Source organism: Streptomyces sp. 4F14, from assembly GCF_048159485.1.
Lineage (GTDB): Bacteria > Actinomycetota > Actinomycetes > Streptomycetales > Streptomycetaceae > Streptomyces.
On sequence record NZ_JBLRVY010000033.1, the window covers coordinates 1 to 17158 of the forward strand.

15 protein-coding genes are annotated in these 17158 nt (G+C 72.0%); 7 read left to right on the top strand and 8 right to left on the bottom strand.

Features of this window, described 5'->3' with window-relative positions:
• Nucleotides 1-74 precede the first annotated feature (74 nt).
• Nucleotides 75-1367, top strand: a complete 1293-nt coding sequence (locus tag ACLZOT_RS40220) for a glycoside hydrolase family 27 protein (RefSeq protein WP_416974144.1) — start codon at nucleotides 75-77, stop codon at nucleotides 1365-1367.
• Between the two features lie 7 nt (nucleotides 1368-1374).
• On the opposite strand, the gene ACLZOT_RS40225 is transcribed toward ACLZOT_RS40220, so the two are convergent.
• On the bottom strand, nucleotides 1375-2001 hold the full coding sequence (locus ACLZOT_RS40225) for a DUF1349 domain-containing protein (protein WP_416974145.1): 627 nt from the start codon (nucleotides 1999-2001) through the stop codon (nucleotides 1375-1377).
• Between the two features lie 17 nt (nucleotides 2002-2018).
• Nucleotides 2019-2648, bottom strand: coding sequence for a TetR/AcrR family transcriptional regulator (locus ACLZOT_RS40230; RefSeq protein ID WP_416974146.1), 630 nt, complete (start codon nucleotides 2646-2648; stop codon nucleotides 2019-2021).
• A gap of 223 nt (nucleotides 2649-2871) precedes the next feature.
• On the opposite strand from ACLZOT_RS40230, the gene ACLZOT_RS40235 reads away from it, so the two are divergent.
• Both ACLZOT_RS40235 and ACLZOT_RS40240 read left to right on the top strand, forming a co-directional pair.
• Nucleotides 2872-3642: an SDR family NAD(P)-dependent oxidoreductase gene (locus ACLZOT_RS40235; protein WP_416974147.1), complete on the top strand. Its 771-nt coding sequence runs from the start codon at nucleotides 2872-2874 to the stop codon at nucleotides 3640-3642.
• 141 nt (nucleotides 3643-3783) lie between these two features.
• Entirely contained in the window at nucleotides 3784-5328 is a 1545-nt protein-coding gene (locus ACLZOT_RS40240) for an AMP-binding protein (protein ID WP_416974148.1), read from the top strand.
• A gap of 44 nt (nucleotides 5329-5372) precedes the next feature.
• Here ACLZOT_RS40240 and ACLZOT_RS40245 read toward each other — a convergent pair whose 3' ends face one another.
• Nucleotides 5373-7478 carry an InlB B-repeat-containing protein gene (locus ACLZOT_RS40245; protein WP_416974149.1) on the bottom strand — a complete coding sequence of 702 codons (2106 nt, stop codon included), beginning with the start codon at nucleotides 7476-7478 and terminating at the stop codon, nucleotides 5373-5375.
• A 152-nt stretch (nucleotides 7479-7630) separates the two neighbouring features.
• On the opposite strand from ACLZOT_RS40245, the gene ACLZOT_RS40250 reads away from it, so the two are divergent.
• Entirely contained in the window at nucleotides 7631-8380 is a 750-nt protein-coding gene (locus ACLZOT_RS40250; protein ID WP_416974150.1) for a G1 family glutamic endopeptidase, read from the top strand.
• On the opposite strand, the gene ACLZOT_RS40255 is transcribed toward ACLZOT_RS40250, so the two are convergent.
• The 3 genes from ACLZOT_RS40255 to ACLZOT_RS40265 form a co-directional block, all read right to left on the bottom strand.
• Nucleotides 8377-11235, bottom strand: a complete 2859-nt coding sequence (locus ACLZOT_RS40255) for a hypothetical protein (RefSeq protein WP_416974151.1) — start codon at nucleotides 11233-11235, stop codon at nucleotides 8377-8379. The genes ACLZOT_RS40250 and ACLZOT_RS40255 overlap by 4 nt on opposite strands.
• Before the next feature lie 41 nt (nucleotides 11236-11276).
• Nucleotides 11277-11588, bottom strand: a complete 312-nt coding sequence (locus tag ACLZOT_RS40260; RefSeq protein ID WP_416974152.1) for a trypco2 family protein — start codon at nucleotides 11586-11588, stop codon at nucleotides 11277-11279.
• Between the two features lie 117 nt (nucleotides 11589-11705).
• Nucleotides 11706-12413: a hypothetical protein gene (locus ACLZOT_RS40265; protein WP_416974153.1), complete on the bottom strand. Its 708-nt coding sequence runs from the start codon at nucleotides 12411-12413 to the stop codon at nucleotides 11706-11708.
• Nucleotides 12414-12579: 166 nt separating this feature from the next.
• Between ACLZOT_RS40265 and ACLZOT_RS40270 the strand changes: the two genes are divergently transcribed.
• Genes ACLZOT_RS40270 through vanX form a run of 3 tightly spaced genes read left to right on the top strand, consistent with a single transcriptional unit; the run spans nucleotide 12580 to nucleotide 15252 of the window.
• Nucleotides 12580-13578 (top strand): NAD(P)-dependent oxidoreductase, encoded by a 999-nt coding sequence (locus tag ACLZOT_RS40270; RefSeq protein WP_416974154.1) that lies wholly within the window; start codon nucleotides 12580-12582, stop codon nucleotides 13576-13578.
• A complete protein-coding gene (vanA, locus tag ACLZOT_RS40275) occupies nucleotides 13571-14602 on the top strand; it encodes a D-alanine--(R)-lactate ligase (protein WP_416974155.1) in 1032 nt (343 codons plus the stop codon). The genes ACLZOT_RS40270 and vanA overlap by 8 nt, the downstream gene beginning before the upstream one ends.
• Nucleotides 14599-15252: a D-Ala-D-Ala dipeptidase VanX gene (gene vanX, locus ACLZOT_RS40280; RefSeq protein WP_416974156.1), complete on the top strand. Its 654-nt coding sequence runs from the start codon at nucleotides 14599-14601 to the stop codon at nucleotides 15250-15252. The genes vanA and vanX overlap by 4 nt, the downstream gene beginning before the upstream one ends.
• 59 nt (nucleotides 15253-15311) lie before the next feature.
• Here vanX and ACLZOT_RS40285 read toward each other — a convergent pair whose 3' ends face one another.
• Nucleotides 15312-15941 (bottom strand): maleylpyruvate isomerase family mycothiol-dependent enzyme, encoded by a 630-nt coding sequence (locus ACLZOT_RS40285; RefSeq protein WP_416974157.1) that lies wholly within the window; start codon nucleotides 15939-15941, stop codon nucleotides 15312-15314.
• Nucleotides 15942-15987: 46 nt separating this feature from the next.
• On the bottom strand, nucleotides 15988-17106 hold the full coding sequence (locus ACLZOT_RS40290; protein ID WP_416974158.1) for a lipid II:glycine glycyltransferase FemX: 1119 nt from the start codon (nucleotides 17104-17106) through the stop codon (nucleotides 15988-15990).
• Nucleotides 17107-17158 lie beyond the last annotated feature (52 nt).

Here is a 17158-nt window from a genome sequence, read left to right on the forward strand (position 1 = left end):
GTGCACCCTGGACAAGATCGCCGCAGCCCTCGCGCGCGCGTCCGGCTCCCCACCCCTCCAGGAAGCGACCCGTCATGACCCGACCCGCCCGCCCGCTCCCCGAACGCCGCCTGCGCCCGCCGATGGGCTGGAACAGCTGGGACTGCTACGGCACGACCGTCACCGAGGACGAGGTCATCGCGAACGCGGCCTTCCTCCGCGACCACCTGCTGCCGTACGGCTGGGACACGGTCGTCGTGGACATCCAGTGGTACGACCCCACGGCCCGCTCGCACGGCTACAACGACGACCCGCCGGTGGTGCTCGACGCGTACGGCCGCCAGTTGCCGGCGCCGAACCGGTTCCCGTCCGCGGCCGACGGCGCCGGGTTCGGGCCGCTCGCGGAGCGGGTGCACGGGATGGGCCTGCGGTTCGGGCTGCACATCATGCGGGGCATACCGCGCCGTGCCGTCGCCGCCCGACTGCCCGTCGCGGGCACGGAGTTCACGGCCGACGAGGTCGCCGACACCTCCTCCGTCTGCCCCTGGAACCCCGACAACTACGGGCTGAACCACGACCATCCGGGCGCGCAGGCGTACTACGACGCACAGGTCGCCCAGTTCGCCGCGTGGGGCGTCGACTTCGTCAAGGCCGACGACATGCTGTTCCCGTACCACGAGCGGGAGATCGCCGCGTACGCCCGGGCCATCGCCCGCAGCGGCCGGCCGATCGAGCTGAGCCTGTCCCCCGGTACGGACGTGTCGCTGGCCCGGCTGGAGCACCTGCGGGAGAACGCCGCGATGTGGCGGATCTGCGACGACCTGTGGGACCAGTGGGACCACGTGGAGTCCCAGTTCGCGCGGATGGCGCGGTGGGCGCCGGCGCAGGGCGCGGACGGGTGGGCGGACGCCGACATGCTGCCTCTCGGGCACATCGGCATCCGCGCGGAGCGGGGTGAGGACCGCATGTCACGGCTCACCCACGACGAGCAGGTCAGCCTCCTGACGCTGTGGTTCGTCTCGCGTTCCCCGCTGATGATGGGCGGCGACCTCCCGACCAGCCCGCCGGAGACGATCGCGCTCCTCACCCACGACGAGGCGCTCGCCGTCCTCTTCCACAGCCGCGACAACCGCGAGGTGCTGCGGGAGCGGGACGTCGTGCTGTGGACCGCCGGCGACACCGACGGCCGTACCCGCTACGCCGCTGTCTTCTCCCTCGCGGACACCCCGGAGCGCGTCTCCGTGCCCCTCGGGTCGATCGGCGCGCGGCCCGACGACAGCGTCCGTGAGCTGTGGACCCGTACGGACACCCCGCACGACGGGCACGCCCTCCACCTCGACCTGCCGGCCCACGGGTGCGCCCTCTTCCGGCTGACCCCCGCCGGATAGCGATCCGTCAGGAGCCGTCCCTCAGGTCGGTGAGGCGGTCGTGGGTGAAGTGGATGTCGTCGAAGGTGACCCGGCAGCCGTCGCCGGTCGGGGACTGCGCCTCGAAGCCGATCGTGGCCCGCGCGGCGGGGTCGTCGAGGGCGAAGAAGCGGATCATGCGCCAGGTGACGCCGTCCAGGGAGGCATGGTAGGCGTACGCCTGGTCGACCCGCGAGACACGCAGCCACGCCGTCCTGCCGTCGACCACGAAGGCGTTCGCGTCGTCCGCGACGCCCCGCGCGACCACGGAGACGATCATGGGGTCGCCGTCGGGCGAGTACTCGAAGCAGAGCTTGCCCCAGTGGTGTTCGTCGATCCACAGGAGCAGGACCCCGGCGTCGAAGGTGGCCGCGAAGTCGACGGTGACGCGCGCGCTGAGCCGGAAGTCGCCCTCGGGCGGGAGGCCGAGCAGGGTGGCGGCGTTGAGCATCGACTCGGCGTTGAGCTGGGAGCCGGTGCCGGGGTCGATGAAGATGTCGCTGCGCGGGGCGGCGGTGACCGTCACGGTGCCGGCCGCCTCGTCGACGGACCACGCCGTGGCGGGCGACGGGGAGAGGGGGAAGGGGAGGCCCGGAACGGTCCAGGGGGTGGTCACGTCTGTGTCCTCTTTCGTCAGCGGTCGTACGCCGTGAAGGTACGCAACCTCCGCAGCGCGTGATCGGCCGTCTCCTTGAACGACGGTCCCGGCACGTCGTCCGGGCGCAGCGACCAGTGCTCCACCGCGATCCGCAGCGCGGTGTTGAGGGCGCCCGCTTCGAGGCGGACCTCCAGGTCGTCGGCGGAGCGGGCGGTGCGCTCGGCGATCAGGGCGGCGAAGGACGCCTCCGCGTCGTAGTGGGTCTCCAGCCAGACGGCGCGCAGGCCGGGTTCGTGGTGGCAGAGGCGGACGAGGTCGCGCATGGTGTTCAGCCGGCGCTGGCCGGAGTCGTCGTACGGCATGTTCGTCATCACCTCGGCGAGCGGGCGGTCGGCAGGGCAGTCCCGCAGCAACTCGAAGAGGGTCTCCACGCCCAGGGAGAGCAGGGGGCGGACGCACTCCTCCTTCGAGCGGAAGTAGCGCCACAGGGTGCGGGCCGACATCCCCACGGCGAGGGCGATGTCCTCGGCGGTGGTCGCGGCGACGCCGCGTTCGGAGAAGAGGCGTACGGCTTCCTCGGCGATCTCCATACGGGTCTCGGCGCGGCGCCGTTCCGTCAACGGGGGGCGGCCCGTGGCCCTGGTGCCGTCCGCTCGCCCGACCATGTTCGCCTCCGGATGTTCGCTGACACGTCAGATTATGTCGCTCCGTGACTCCTTGTCGCCGAGCGACCCCCTCACCCAGCGCATTCCGGCCACTCCTTATTGTCACCACACGCCTACATGTCACTATCCGACTCAATGTCACTTCACGCCTTTGTGTCACTCAGCGACATAAAGAGGTAGGTTGAGTGGCACCGACACACACGTCAACGCAGAGGAGCCCGCCATGGGTGTCACCGGTCTCGCAGGCAAGAGCGTCATCGTCACGGGAGGCGCCTCCGGCATCGGCCGGGCCGCCGCGCTGCGGTTCGCCGCCGAGGGGGCGCGCGTCGTCGTCGCCGACCTCAACGCCGAGGGCGTCAAGAGCGTCGTGGCCGAGATCGAGTCCTCGGGGACGCAGGCGGTCGCGGTCGCCGGGGACCTCAGCGACAGCGCCGTCGTCGACCAGGTGGTGGCCGCCGCCGTCGACACCTACGGCGGCGTCGACGTCCTCGTCAACAACGCGGGCGTCATGGACAGCATGGCCGCGGCGGCGGACGTCACGGACGCCGAGTGGGAGCGGGTCATACGCGTCAACCTCACGGCGCCGTTCCTCCTCACCCGGGCCGTCCTGCCCCACATGCTCGCGGCCGAGAGCGGGGCCATCGTCAACACCGCCTCCGAGGCGTCCCTGCGCGGCAGCGCGGCCGGCGCGGCGTACACGGCCTCCAAGCACGGCATCCTGGGCCTGACCCGCTCCCTGGCGGTCATGTACCGGGGCAAGGGCATCCGCGCGAACGCGATCGCCCCCGGCGGCACCGCCACCGCCATCACCACCGGCCTCACCATCGACCGGCAGGCCCACGGCCCCGCCGTCATCGGCTCCCACATGGCCAACCTGGGCCGCGTCTCCACCCCCGAGGAACAGGCCGCCGCCATCGTCTTCCTCGCCTCCGACGCGGCGAGCAGCGTCAACGGCGTGATCCTGCCGGTGGACAACGGGTGGTCGGCGGTCTGACGAGAACGACCACCCGTCCGCCTCCCCCGCGTCACCTCCCCGCCCCCTCCCCTGTTGTGCCGTCCGCAGGACAGGCGTCGGCCCCGCTCCGGGTGGGGAACGTCATGGACATCGTCCACCGATGGGGAGTGAGGACAAGCGATGCGCGTTCCGATGACGATCGCGGACTTCCTGGACCGCGCGGAGCTGGGCTTCGCGGCGAGTCCGGGGGTGATCGACGAGCCGGACCAGCCGGCGCCGCCGGTCGCGGGGACCACGTACGGCGGGCTCGCGGAGCGGGTGCGGGCCTGGCAGGCGGGGTTCGACCGGCTGGGGGTGGGTGAGGGCGAGCGGATCGCGGTGGTGAGCCACAACTCCGCGCGGTTGCTGGAGTTGCTGTTCGCCGTGCCGATGAGCGGGCGGATCGCCGTACCCGTCAACTTCCGGCTGAAACGGGAGGAGATCGCGTACGTCGTCGAACAGTGCGGCGCCTCGGTGCTGTTGTACGACGCCGAGGTGGCGGACTCCGTCGCCGGCATCCCCGTACCGCACCGTTTCGTGCTCGGGGAGGAGACGGACACGCGGCTCATGCGGTTCGGCGTGGAGCCGCGGCCGTGGGCGGAGCCGGACGAGGACGCGACCGCGACGATCAACTACACGTCGGGAACGACCGCGCGTCCGAAGGGAGTTCAGCTCACGCACCGCAACATCTGGGTGAACGGGCTGACGTTCGGCCTGCACACGCGCGCCTGGGAGCGGGACGTCTACCTGCACACCCTGCCGATGTTCCACTGCAACGGCTGGGGCATGCCGTACGTGCTGGCGGGCCTCGGCGCGAAGCAGGTCGTGCTGCGCAAGGTCGACGGCGCGGAGATCCTGCGCCGGGTGGACGAGCACGGCGTGACGCTGATGTGCGGGGCGCCCGCGGTGTGGAGCACGGTCCTGAACGCGGCGGCGAGCTGGGAGGGCGAGATCCCGGGCCGCGACCGCGTCCGGATCGTGTGCGCGGGGGCGCCTCCGCCGAGCCGGCTGATCCAGCGGGTGGAGGAGGAGCTGGGCTGGGAGTTCACGCAGATCTACGGCCTGACGGAGACCTCCCCCCTGCTGACGTTCAACCGCGCCCGCCCCGAGGACGCCGCGCGGCCCGCGCCCGAGCGGGCCCGCAGGCTGTCGCGGGCCGGGGTCCCCGCCCTCGGCGTCAAGCTCCAAGTCTCCGACTCCGGCGAGGTGTTGGCGCGTTCCAACGTCGTCCTGGACGGCTACTGGGAGAAGCCGGAGGAGACGGCCGACGCGCTCGCCGGCGGCTGGTTCCACACCGGCGACGGCGGCGAACTCGACAAGACGGACGGCCATCTGACGATCTCGGACCGCAAGAAGGACGTCATCATCACCGGTGGCGAGAACGTGTCGTCGATCGAGGTCGAGGACACCGTCTTCGGTCACCCGGCGGTCGCCGAGGTCGCCGTCATCGGTGTCCCCGACGACTCGAAGTGGGGCGAGACCGTCAAGGCGCTGGTGGTCCGCGTCGAGGGCGCCGAGGTGAGCGAGGCGGAGATCATCGCGTACTGCAAGGAGCGGCTGGCGGGGTTCAAGGCGCCCACGAGCGTCGAGTTCCGCGAGTCGATCCCGCGCACGGCGACGGGCAAGATCCAGAAGTTCCGGCTGCGGGCGCCGTACTGGGAGGGCCGCGAGAACACGGTCAACTAGGCGCGGTACGGCCCCTGTTCGCCGCGGGCAGGGGCCGTCCTGGTTCAGCGCCTTGTGAACACGGCCGTCAGCGTGTGGTCGGCGCGCATCTCCACGGCGGTGCGGGCTACGGCGGCCCGTTCCCGGCCCCCGTACTGCTTGCCGTCGAGGAGCCAGTCGACGAAGACGTGGCCGGGTGCCGGGGTCGCGGTGACCGTGACGGTGTCGCTCGCGGCGTACGGGCCGGGCAGCGCGCTGGTGACCGTGCCCTCGCCGCCCTGCCTGCCCAGCGTCAGGTCGAACTCACGGGGCTCGAAGACGGCCGTGAGGTTCATGTCCTGCTGCCCGACGCGCAGGACGATGTCGTCGTCGCTGCCCGCGTAGGATCCGTCGAGCTCCCAGCCGACGAAGCGGTGACCGGGTTCGGGTACGGCGGTGTAGCGCAGGTCGGTGCCCTCGGTCTCGGCGCGGCGGGTGGAGGACTTCTTCACCGTGCCCTTGCCCTTGGGGGCGGCGGTGACCTTGTGGGCTGGGGTGGTGCCCGTGCGGAACACGGCCTGGAGGGTGTGGTCGGAGGTCATGGTGACGTTGATCTGCGGTGAACTCCCGCTGACCGCCCGGCCGTCGAGGACCCAGTGGTCGAAGACGCGCCCACTGCCGGGCGCGGCGGTGAAGAGGGTGCTCATGCCGAGGGCGTACGGGCCGCTCTGGGCCGGGGTGACGGTGCCCGCGCCCGCCGGGGAGACCGTCGCGGCGACCGAGCACAGGGTGTCGGGGGTGACGGGCGCGTTGTAGGCGGCGACGACGGAGCCCGTGGTGTTGAAGACGGCGGAGGTGTCGGAGGGCTTCGTCTGGTTCAGGGGGACGCCCAGGGGCTCGCCCCGGTAGGACTGGGCGGCGTTGGAGAAGCGGTTGATGCGCCCGCAGCCGCCCTGGGTGGCCACCTCGCAGCTCGACTGGTACGACATGACGGTCGACCAGTCCCCGGACGCCGGGAAGTAGCCGTTGGCGCCGAGCGGCCGGGTCGGCTGGACCGGCTCGGTCGTGCGGTCGTGGGAGGCGCCGAGGTTGTGGCCGAACTCGTGGCCGAACGAGTAGTGCCAGATGGCCTGTTCGGCGACCACGGAGTACGCCCAGTCCGCGAAGCCCGGCCCCGGCGGGTCGGGGATGTAGCCGACGCCGCCCGCCGCGAGGCCGCCGACGACCGTGGACACCTGGTCGGCGCCGGTCTGGGTGCGCAGGGTGGGCAGGTTGTCGGCGACGCCGTCGTTCGGGGTGGCGAAGGCGGCGAGGGAGGTGTTCGAGGCGTTGTCGTACGAGGCGGGGATCTGGAGGGCCGTCGTCCCGACCAGGCGGGCGCGGACGTTCACGCCGCTGTCGGCGAAGGCGTCGTTGGCGAGGGCGACGCCGCGCGCGATCTGCGCCTGCATCTGGGCGGTGCCGCCCGCCTCCTGGAGGGCGAGGGGCGTGTAGGCGACGAGCTGGTCGACGACGGCGACGGACTTGTCGACGGGGAGGGTGCCGCAGCCCGGGGCCGCCTGGTGCCGGCGGTCGTTCACGCGGGGGGCGGGGGCGGGTTTGCGGGGCTGCCAGCCCGTACGCGTCCTCGGCGCCTTGAGGGTGCCGTCGTGCTCCTCGGTGACCGGGGTGATCTGGCTGACGGTCACCTTGCCGGGGCCGGCGGGTTCGATGGCGTAGTGGTCGCCGCCCAGCATGAAGTGGGCGCTGAGGGTCTCGTCGCCGTTCTTCGAGGAGCAGCCGTCCTTGAGAGTGACGATGACGTCCTGGTCCCCGGCCGGACTGGTCCCCTTGATGGTGCCGTGCCACACGAGGTGGCCGTTGATGTTCTCCCGGCCCTCCTCGACGGCCTCGATCACCACGTCGTCGAAGAGCGGGAACCGGGCCTCCCGGCCGGGGACGACGGGCCCGCACAGCGTGGCGAGCGCGCTGCTGCGGATGCGCGCGGTCCGCTCCCGTACGACGTTGCGGCCGAGGCGCTCGCCCGTGTCGGCGGGGTCCTCCGGGGAGGGGCCGTCGGCGGCGGTGATGACGTTGCGGACCGTCAGCGCCTCGGCCGGACGGTCGCCCGCGTGGGCCGGTACGGCGAGCGTGAGGCCCAGGGCCACCGCTACCGGCACGGTGCCCCGCACCGGGTTCATGAACGCGGTCAAGGAAACCGCCTCTCCTGTGTGCCCCCCTGGCTTTCCGGACGCGGGGAGGGTTCCGCGCGCGGGTGCGGCGGTCACGGGCCGGGCGGGCGATCCCTTGGACGGCGTACAGGCGTTGTCCGCCGGGCGGGTGAGACGCCGCTCGCGTCCGAAGGGTGCCTCCGGCGCCGCGTGCTGCACGACGACGAACAGCGCTCCTCGGGTCCCTGAGCTGCGCCGCCCTCCTGCTCGTCCAGCCCGCCGCCGCCACCGGCGGTGACTGCCTCGCGCCGACGGCGAACTGGACCGGGTCGGTGGTGAGTGGCGCGCACACCAGCATCAGCGCGCGCTGGACCGTGCCCCGCGCCGACTGCGCGGCGAGCCCCGACGGCCTCACCGACCAGTGGATCGGCTTCGGCAGCGGCGACAGCTGGCAGGACCCGCTGAACCAGACCGGCACCAGCGCCGCCTGCGAGGACGGCGTGGCGTCCTACTGGGCCTGGTGGGAGCAGTTCCCGGCGGCCCCCGTCAACTACCCGGACCCCGTCCGCGCCGGTGACGTCATGCAGTCCTCGATCACCGCGCCCAAGAACTCCCAGAACTACACGATGACCCTGCGCGACGTGACCCGGAACTGGACCCAGACGGTGTACGTCACCGGCCCCGCCACCGGCACCCAGGTCGAGGCCGTCACCGAGCTCCACACCCCCTCCGCCCTCACCACGACCATCACCTACGACCGCCTCCTCATCGACAGCAGACCCCTCGGCGCCTTCCCGAACGCCGAGATCCTCCCGGGCCAACTGGGCGGCGTCTGCGTCGACACCGGCCTCGACGGGGCGTCCACACTGGTGACGGCCCCGCAGAAGGCGTCGACGACACGGACGTCGGAGGAGCGGATCCGGCCGGGGCACCTCTCGCGCTAAGGCTGGTCGTCGCGCCGGAGCCAGGCGAGCAGCTCGTCGTGGCGGAGCTGGTAGGCCGTACCGGCGGAGCGCAGCAGGCCGCGGTCGTGGCACCAGCGCAGGAACGCGGCCAGGCGCCAGGGCAGGCGGCCCCTGGTCGCGGCGATCACTCCGAGGTACTGGCGGGTGGTGATCGCGACGAACCCGGGGCCCGCGGCCAGCCCGCACGCCGTGGCCGTCACCGCGGCGAGCGGCCACGGCACGCGCAGCCAGTCGACGAGGAGCAGCGCGTAGAGCGCGAGCCCCGTGGTCATGGCGCCCGCGGCCAGCCCGGCGAGCGCGTCGTTGCGCAGCGGGGACAGCGGGGTGGGGATGCCGGGCGCGTTCGGGTCGGGGGCTCCGCCGCCCTTGTTCCGGGCGGAGCGCAGTCCCACGCGTACGCCGACGGCCAGGCCGACGGCGCCGGCGCCGCAGCCGGCGGCGAGGCCCACGAAGTCGCCGAGCCGGTGGGCCAGGAGTCCGGCGGGCGTCAGGATGGCGAGGGCGGTCGGCGCGGCGGCCACGAGCAGCGCGGTCCGGTCGATGTCGGCGCGTACCGACAGGGCCAGGCCGAAGCCGAACACGAAGGCGAACGCGCCGCCGGCGGCGAGGGCGAAGCCCTGGCCGAACAGCGGGGCCAGCGGCAGCATCAGCACGCCGCCGAGCACGGTGCCCAGGCCCACCCGCTTCCAGGCGGGCCGGCCGCGCAGCCGCTGGAACATCATCCGGCGGGGCTGGGCGTGGCGGGCCCGTGCCTCCCAGGCGGCGAGGACCGGCGCCGGGGCCAGGAGGCCGAGCAACGCCGCTCCGGGGACGGGGAGCGCGTCGTTGTGGTGGAAGCAGAGGGTCAGCAGGGCGAGGGCGGGCAGCCAGCAGGCCAGGGTGATCACCGCGGCGGCGTAGCGGGCGGCGCGCGGCCCGGCGACCGGCCACAGGGTGTGGATCTCGAAGTCCCGTGCCGCCGCGAGGAGCCGCAGCCAGCGGGTGACGTCGGGGGCTTCGTAGCGTCGGCGCCGCTGTACCGGATCCGCGGCGCACACGGTGGGGATGAGCGCCTCCAGGAGCGCGGCGCGCACCTCGCCGCGGGTCCGCTCGGTGTCGGTGGCGCCCGTGAAGGAGCCGAGCCGGGCGGCTCCGGCCTCCGACCGGGACACGAGGGAGGCCAGCGTCAGCATCCAGGGGGAGGTCAGCGCGGCGGCGGTGGCCGTGCCCGGCGTGAAGAGTTCCTCCTCCATCGCGCGCAGCCTGCTCTGGTGCACCGCCCGTTCGACCAGGTAGCGGCGTCCGTCGGCGGAGCCCACGGCCTCGATGCGGACGGTGGCGCAGTCCAGCAGGCGGTCGCCGGTCCGGCCGAGTTCCTCGTACTCGTCGCTGCGGCAGGTCACGACGAGCGGCCCTTCCAGCGCGTTGAGCTGGGCGAGGGCGGCGACTGCGCGGGAGCGTACGCCGCCGGGCGGGTCCAGTTCGTCGAGGCCGTCCAGGACGGGCATGACCATGCCGTCGGCGAACAGGTGGCGGGCCGTCGTGTCGGAGCCGTCCAGGTAGTCGTGGGCCAGCCGCTCGGTGAACCAGTCGGCGAACGGCTCGGTGGTGTCCCACCCGGGCAGGCCCACGGGGACGGGGACCGGGGCCCCGGTGTCCGGGCGGGACAGGAGCCGGTGGACGAGTTCGTAGGCCAGGAGGGTCTTGCCCGCGCCCGGTGGGCCGGTGATGACGAGGCGTCTGGGGACGAGCGCCTCCAGGTAGTCGGCGACGCCGGTGAAGTCGCCGCCGGGCCAGGCGCGGGTCGCGTTCCGGCCGTCCTGGGGGACGGTGGTGAAGGTGACGTTGATGGCTTTGCGGTCGTTGCCCAGCAGTTGCCGGCGCCGGCGGTTCACCTCGGCGAGGACGTCCCGGGCGAGCCGGGAGCGGGCCCCGTCGAGTCCGTGCTCCGTGCGGTGCGGGGCGCGCTGCCGGATCATCGACCGCGCCGACCAGGCCGCCGCGACGCCCGCGAAGAACGAGCCGATCGTCCAGGCGAGGCCGGCGGCTCCCGGACCGAGCCGGACGAACAGCAGGAAGACCAGCGCCCCGCCCACGGCGGGCAGGGTCACGTCCCGTACCTGGTGGCGCCAGGCGGGCGGCGGCATGCTGACCGGCACGAGCCCCGGGCCGCCCGGCTCGGGCTCCCGTCCGCCGACGTCCTCGACGACGAGGTGGACGCCGTACGCCTCCAAGGTCTGCCGGAATCCCGGGAGTTCGGCCAGGGCGGTGACCGGGACCGCGTCCAGCACGCCGGGGGCCACGTCCTTCTCGGCGCGCAGGACGGCCACCAGGTGCGGGCCGCACAGGACGGCCGTTCCCGAGGCGCCGCGCCATCCCGACCGCTCCGGGACGATGCCGGTGTCGACGTGGACGGTGAGGAGCCCGGACTTCATGCCGTGCAGGGGGTCCACGTGGCCGCGCACTGGCATCGTGTCCCGCTCGTCCTCCGACCGCCTGGCGGCGTACGGGAAGCCGAGGCCGACGCACGCGACGGGGGCCGGGCCCAGGACGCGTCCGAACCGTACCGGCGGTCCCGGTGGCAGCGCCCACCGCGCGTCGGTGACCCGCAGCAGCGCGCCGTCGGCCTCCGCGCGCGGCGCCGGGCCGGCCTGATCCGGCAGCCACACCACGTCGGCCGGCAGCCACTGCGTGCGTCCCCGGACGTCCAGTTGCCGTACCTCGACCGTGCCGCCCCGCGGTGTGCCGTCCAGGACATGGCACGACGTCAGCACCAGTCCGTCGCCCAGCAGATAGCCGCTGCCGCTCTTGCGGCCCGCCGGGTTCCAGACCTCGACGACCCTCGCCTCGTCCATCCGCCGTCCCGCCGGTCACCCGTCGCGGTGTCGGGGGTCCGTCACCGCGGGCGCCGGGCGGAGTCGTCGGCGATCCTCAGATCGCCGCCGTTGGTGTCCACCGGCTGGAGCGTGAGTTTGATGCGGTGCGTCCGCGCCACTCCGGCCGACCCCTGTGCCTCCACGCTCCAGGGCAGCACGAACACCTTCGCCTTGGCGCCGCCGTCCTTCCTGACCTCCACGCTGAACTCCAGCTCCACCGGACCGGTGGTGAACCGCACCGCCTCGCCCTGCCCCGCCTCCAGAGCGGCCTGGAGTTCGGAGCGGATGGCGCCGATCGTCTCCCCCAGCTCGGCCCACGGTTCCTGCGCCACTTCCCGACCCCCGGTGCTCAATGGACCCTTTCGGTACGGCAGTTGACGCCGCCGAAACTGACCCGAACCGTACCGGACGACACGGCTCCGCGGAACGCCTGCCGGTCAGGTCCCCGTTCAGGTCAGGAAGCGGCCGTAGGGGCCGTTGCGCATGCCGTTCTTCTGCTGCTGGTTGAAGTGGCAGTTCGGGTAGTCGTAGAACGAGGCCGACATGGGGGTGCCGTCGGTGAACGTGGAGTCGGGCAGGCCGAGGGCGTGGCCGAGTTCGTGGACCATGCCGCCGTACCAGCGGTTCATGGGGCCGTTGATCCCGGCGGCGCCGTCCGCGTCGTGGCCGCTGAGGATGACCCAGCCGCCGCCTCCGCCGCCGCCGGAGACGCCCGCCTTCTCGGCGCTGATCTCGCCGACGCACAGCCAGCGCTGGTCGGGGGCGCCGAGGCCGAGCCGGGACATCAGCTCCTGCTGCATGTTGAAGACGACCCACCAGTACGCGTCGCCGCCGTTGGGGGTGTTCTCGTACCAGGAGCGCGGGTGGTTGCCCTGGACGACCTCGACGGCCGGGTTGTTCAGCCGGAACGTCACGCCGAGTTCCTGGCGGTAGTAGCGCTGCGACTCCTGCATGACGCCGGTGATGCCGTTCGGGTAGCGGGCGTCGTTCGTGACGTCCGAGGGCCTGAGCCAGAACACCCGTACCGTTCCGGACGGCGGGTCGGCTGCCGCGGACGCCGCGCGGGCGGTGCCGGTGAACGCGCCGGAGCCGAGCGTCGCGATCCCGCCGGCCGCCGCGGCCAGCACCGTACGCCGTGTGAACTTGCACCTCTCCACCGAAAACCCTCCCTCACGAAGACGCGAGCATGACAAGCAACCTGTCGAACAGCGTGCGGAATACCGGCCACCCCGTACAGGCGACAACAAGCCACGTAGGCGCGTATCGCCGGTGTATCGGAAACCGCATACGGACCGGCAACACGGCTCCGCCTTGGCTGGGGGCATGTCCTACCGCGAACCAGCACGAACGACGGCGCCCGCGCCCCCTTCGGGCATCACCGCCTACGGATGCGAACGGGACGAGGCGGCGCTGTTCCGGGAGTTGGCGCCCCGCTTCGGCGTGACGCCGGTCGTCACGGCGGCGGCGGTGTCCGAGAGGAATGCCGTACTGGCGTCGGGAAACCGGTGCATCAGCGTCGGCCACAAGACGCGGATCCCCGATTCCACACTCCGGGCGCTCGGCCGGGCCGGGGTGTCCTACATCTCCACGCGGAGCATCGGCTGCAACCACATCGACGTGGAATTCGCGGCGAGCATCGGCATTTCCGTCGAGAACGTCACCTATTCACCGGACAGTGTGGCCGATTACACCCTGATGCTCATGCTGATGACGATTCGGCACGCGAAATCCACCGTTCTCCGTACGGCCGCCCAAGATTTCCGGCTGAACTCCGTCCGTGGGAAGGAACTGCGCGATCTGACCATCGGCGTCGTCGGCACCGGGCGCATCGGAACAGCGGTCATGGACCGGCTCCGGGGTTTCGGCTGCCGCGTCCTCGCCTGCGGGAACCGGCCGGCCCCCGGTCACGTCCCGCTCGGAGAACTGCTGCGGCTGAGCGACATCGTGACCCTCCACGCGCCGCTCACCCCGGACACGTACCACCTCCTCGACCACCACCGCATCGGGCAGCTGAAAAAGGGCGCGTACGTCATCAACACCGGACGCGGTTCCCTCATCGACACCGCCGCTCTCGTTTCCGCACTGGAAAGCGGACACGTCGGCGGCGCGGCACTGGACGTCCTGGAGGGAGAGGAAGGTGTCTTCTACACCGACCGCAGGGAAAAACCCGTCGAGAACGCGTTACTGCTGCGCCTCCAGGAACTCCCGAACGCGCTCATCAGTCCACACACCGCCTATTACACCGAACACGCACTCAGCGACACCATCGAGAACTCCATCGCCAACTGCCTGACATTCGAGAGCAGGATTCACCATGCCTAAACTGAAGGTCGGAATCGTCTTCGGGGGCCGTTCCGAGGAACACCCCGTCTCCGTCAAGTCCGCGCAGGAGGTCGCGAAGAACCTGGACCTCGACACGTACGAGCCGTACTACATCGGGATCACGGAGAACGGTTCCTGGAGGCTCTGTTCCAGCCCCGCCCCGGGCTGGGAGAACGGCGAGTGCCGGCCGGTCACGCTGTCGCCGGACGGCGGACTGCTCGTCCTGGGGGACGGCCGGTACGACACGATCGGCCTGGACGTCGTCCTGCCCGTCCTGCACGGCAGGTTCGGCGAGGACGGCGCGATACAGGGCCTGCTGGAACTCTCCGGCATCCCCTACGCGGGCTGCGACGTGCAGAGTTCCGCCCTGTGCATGGACAAGTCCCTCACCTACCTCGTGGCCCGCGACGCGGGGATCGCCACGCCGCGCTTCTGGACCGTCGCGGCGGACGAACCCTTCGACGCCGGCCACCTCGCCTACCCCGTCTTCGTGAAACCCGCCCGCTCCGGATCGTCCTTCGGCGTCACCAAGGCGTCCCGGAAGGAGGACCTCGCCGACGCGCTGGCGACCGCCCGGCGGTACGACACGAAGGTGCTGGTCGAAGAGGCCGTCGCCGGCAGCGAGGTCGGCTGCGCGATCCTGGGGGCCGGCGCGGAGTTGACGACCGGTGAGGTCGATCGCATGGAGCTGTCCCACGGTTTCTTCAGGATCCATCAGGAGGCCGATCCCGAAAACGGGTCCGAAAACGCCACCCCCATCGTCCCGGCGGACATCCCGGCGGCGTCTCGCGCACTCGTCCAGGAGACCGCGAAGGCCGTCTACCGCGCCCTGGGCTGCCGGGGGCTCGCACGGGTCGACCTGTTCCTCACTCCCGACGGCACGGTCGTCCTCAACGAGGTCAACACCCTGCCCGGACTGACCTCGTACAGCCGCTACCCGCGCATGATGGCGGCCGCCGGTCTCCCCTTGTCCGACGTGATCGACAGGGTGGTGTCGCTGGCACTCGGCGGGAGCGGCCGATGAAGGACGGCCTCGTCTCCCCCGGTCTCGTCTTCCCCGGCTTCGTCTTCCTCGACGAGTTCGTCCCCGGCATCCGCTGGGACGCCAAGTACGCCACCTGGGACAACTTCACCGGCAGACCCGTCGACGGATACCTGGCCAACCGCGTCGTCGGCACCACAGCGGTGTGCGCGGCCCTCGACACAGCGCGCCGGGAGGCCGCGTCCCACGGCTTCGGCCTGCTCCTGTGGGACTGCTACCGCCCGCAGCGCGCCGTGGACTGCTTCCTGCGCTGGGCACGACAGCCGGAGGACGGCCGGACGAGGTCACGGCACTACCCGAACCTCGACCGGGCAGCGATGTTCGACCAGGGGTACGTGGCCACCGAGTCGGGGCACAGCCGGGGCAGCACCGTCGACCTGACCCTCTTCCATCTGACGACCGACGACCTCGCCCCCATGGGCGGCGACCACGACCTGATGGACCCCGTCTCCCACCACGGCGCCGAGGGCATCACCCCACTCGAAGCGGCAAACCGCGAGCGCCTCCGAACCGTCATGGAGAGCTGCGGATTCCGCTCCTACGACCGCGAGTGGTGGCACTACACCCTCGTCGACGAGCCTTACCCGGACACCTACTTCGACTTTCCCATCACGCAGGTGAGCCACGGCTGATCGGGACCGTATCGTCGGCGTACCGAGAACCCCATATGGCCGACGGGCCGTCAGGCCAACTACCGCAAGGCGTCCACTCCCCGCCCGTCCAGGTCGTCGAGCGCCACGCGCCGTCCCATGATCGCGAGGAGCAGCGACAGCGCGGGTCCGGTCACCTCCGGGCCCTCGCCGATCGACACGTCCGCGTCGGTCGCCGTGAGGCGGAGAGGGGCCACGAGTTCTCGTGCTCCGCCGAAGGACACCGGGGTGCGTGTCTGGAGGCGGAGGGCGCGGACGACGGCGTCCTGGGGGTAGGGGCGGGTGAGGCCCAGCGGGCGGCGGATGTCCTCGCCGTGGACGAGTTCCTCGACGATCCGGGTGTCGAGGGGGGCCGGGGGGACCGATGTGCGGGTGGCCACCTGGCGGAGCCGTGCCAGAGTCTGGGCCGGAGAGGAACCGCGTCCCCGCCTCACCCCGTCCGCGTTCAGCCGGTCGAAGTCGAAGCGGGCCCGGACCAGGCCGGCCACGAAGCCGAGGCGGGTCGTGCGGGCCGAGTCGACCAGGTGTGCGGCGACGTCGTGGACCGTCCAACCCGCGCACAGCGACGGCTCGTTCCACTGTTCGTCGGCGAGCCCTTCGAGGTCGCTGATCAGTGCCGCGCGCTCCGCGTGCACGATCGTCCAGACGTCTCTGACGCGCTCCATGGCCATCGTCTCTCCTCCGTGTCACCACACCGACTGCCGATCGCCTCAGAAGTCATCGCCGCTTCATGTACAGGTCGAAGGCCCGGTAGAGCATCGGCCGCAGCGGCAGATCCCACTCACCGACGTACCGCACGGCCCGCCCCCCGGTGCCGGCCTTGAACTGGATCAGCCCCGCGTGCGGGTCGCCGGTGTCGAGGGTGGGGGTGATCCCGCGCAGGTCGTACACGTCGCAGCCCGCCGCCAACGCGTCGCGGATCATCGCCCACTGGCAGGCGTTGGAGCCGCGCACCTCGCGTTTCTCGGTGGCGGAGGCGCCGTACGCGTACCAGGCGTGGGCGCCGACGCGGACCAGGACGGCGGCGGCGACCAGGTCGCCTTGGTGGTGGGCCTGGTACAGGCTGATCCGCTCGGGGTCCTCGGCGGTCAGGGCCGCGAACATGGTCGTGAAGTAGGGCAGCGGCCGGGGCGTGAAGCGGTCGCGTCCGGCGGTGTGGACGTACAGGTCGTGAAACGCCTTGAGGTCCGTCCCGACCGTGACCTGTACGTCTTCCCTGGCGGCCTTCTTGATGTTGCGGCGCCAGAGCTGGTTCATGCCGCGCAGGAGGTCGTCCTCGGTCCTGCCGGTCAGCGGGATCTCGTACTTGAACTGGGGGTGCCCGACGCCGAAGCCGTCCGCGGGGCTCTGCGGCAGCCAGCCCGCGTCCCGCAGTGCGCGGGTGACGCGCGCGCCGACCGGGTCGGTCCACTGCGCGGACAGGCCGGTGAGCCGGGTGACGGCGGGATCGGCGAGGCCCTCCTTGACCTGGCCGGCGCTCCAGGTGTCCGTACGGACCGGCGGTCCGAGCCGTACGGCGAACGCGCCGTGCGCCTTGAGGTGGGCCGCCAGGGGGTCGAGCCATGCCGTGATGTCGCCGGTCCAGTCGATGACCGGGCCCTCGGGCAGGTAGGCCAGCGTGTAGCGGTCCAGTCTCGGTACCGGGCGGTGCAGGACGAGGCCGGCGCCGACCAGCCGCGGGCCGTCGTACCAGCCGAGGGACTCGCCACGCCACTCCGTCTTGACGCGGGCCCAGGCCGGGGTCTGGAGGAAGCTGACGGAGCGTTGCGCACGGACGAACGCCAGGTGGTCGGCGGCGCTGATCGGCCGGACGGTCAGTGCGGTTCTGTAGGACATCCCTTCAGGCAAGGCCGTGTGGTGTTGTGGGCGTGTATGCGGTTTCGGATAC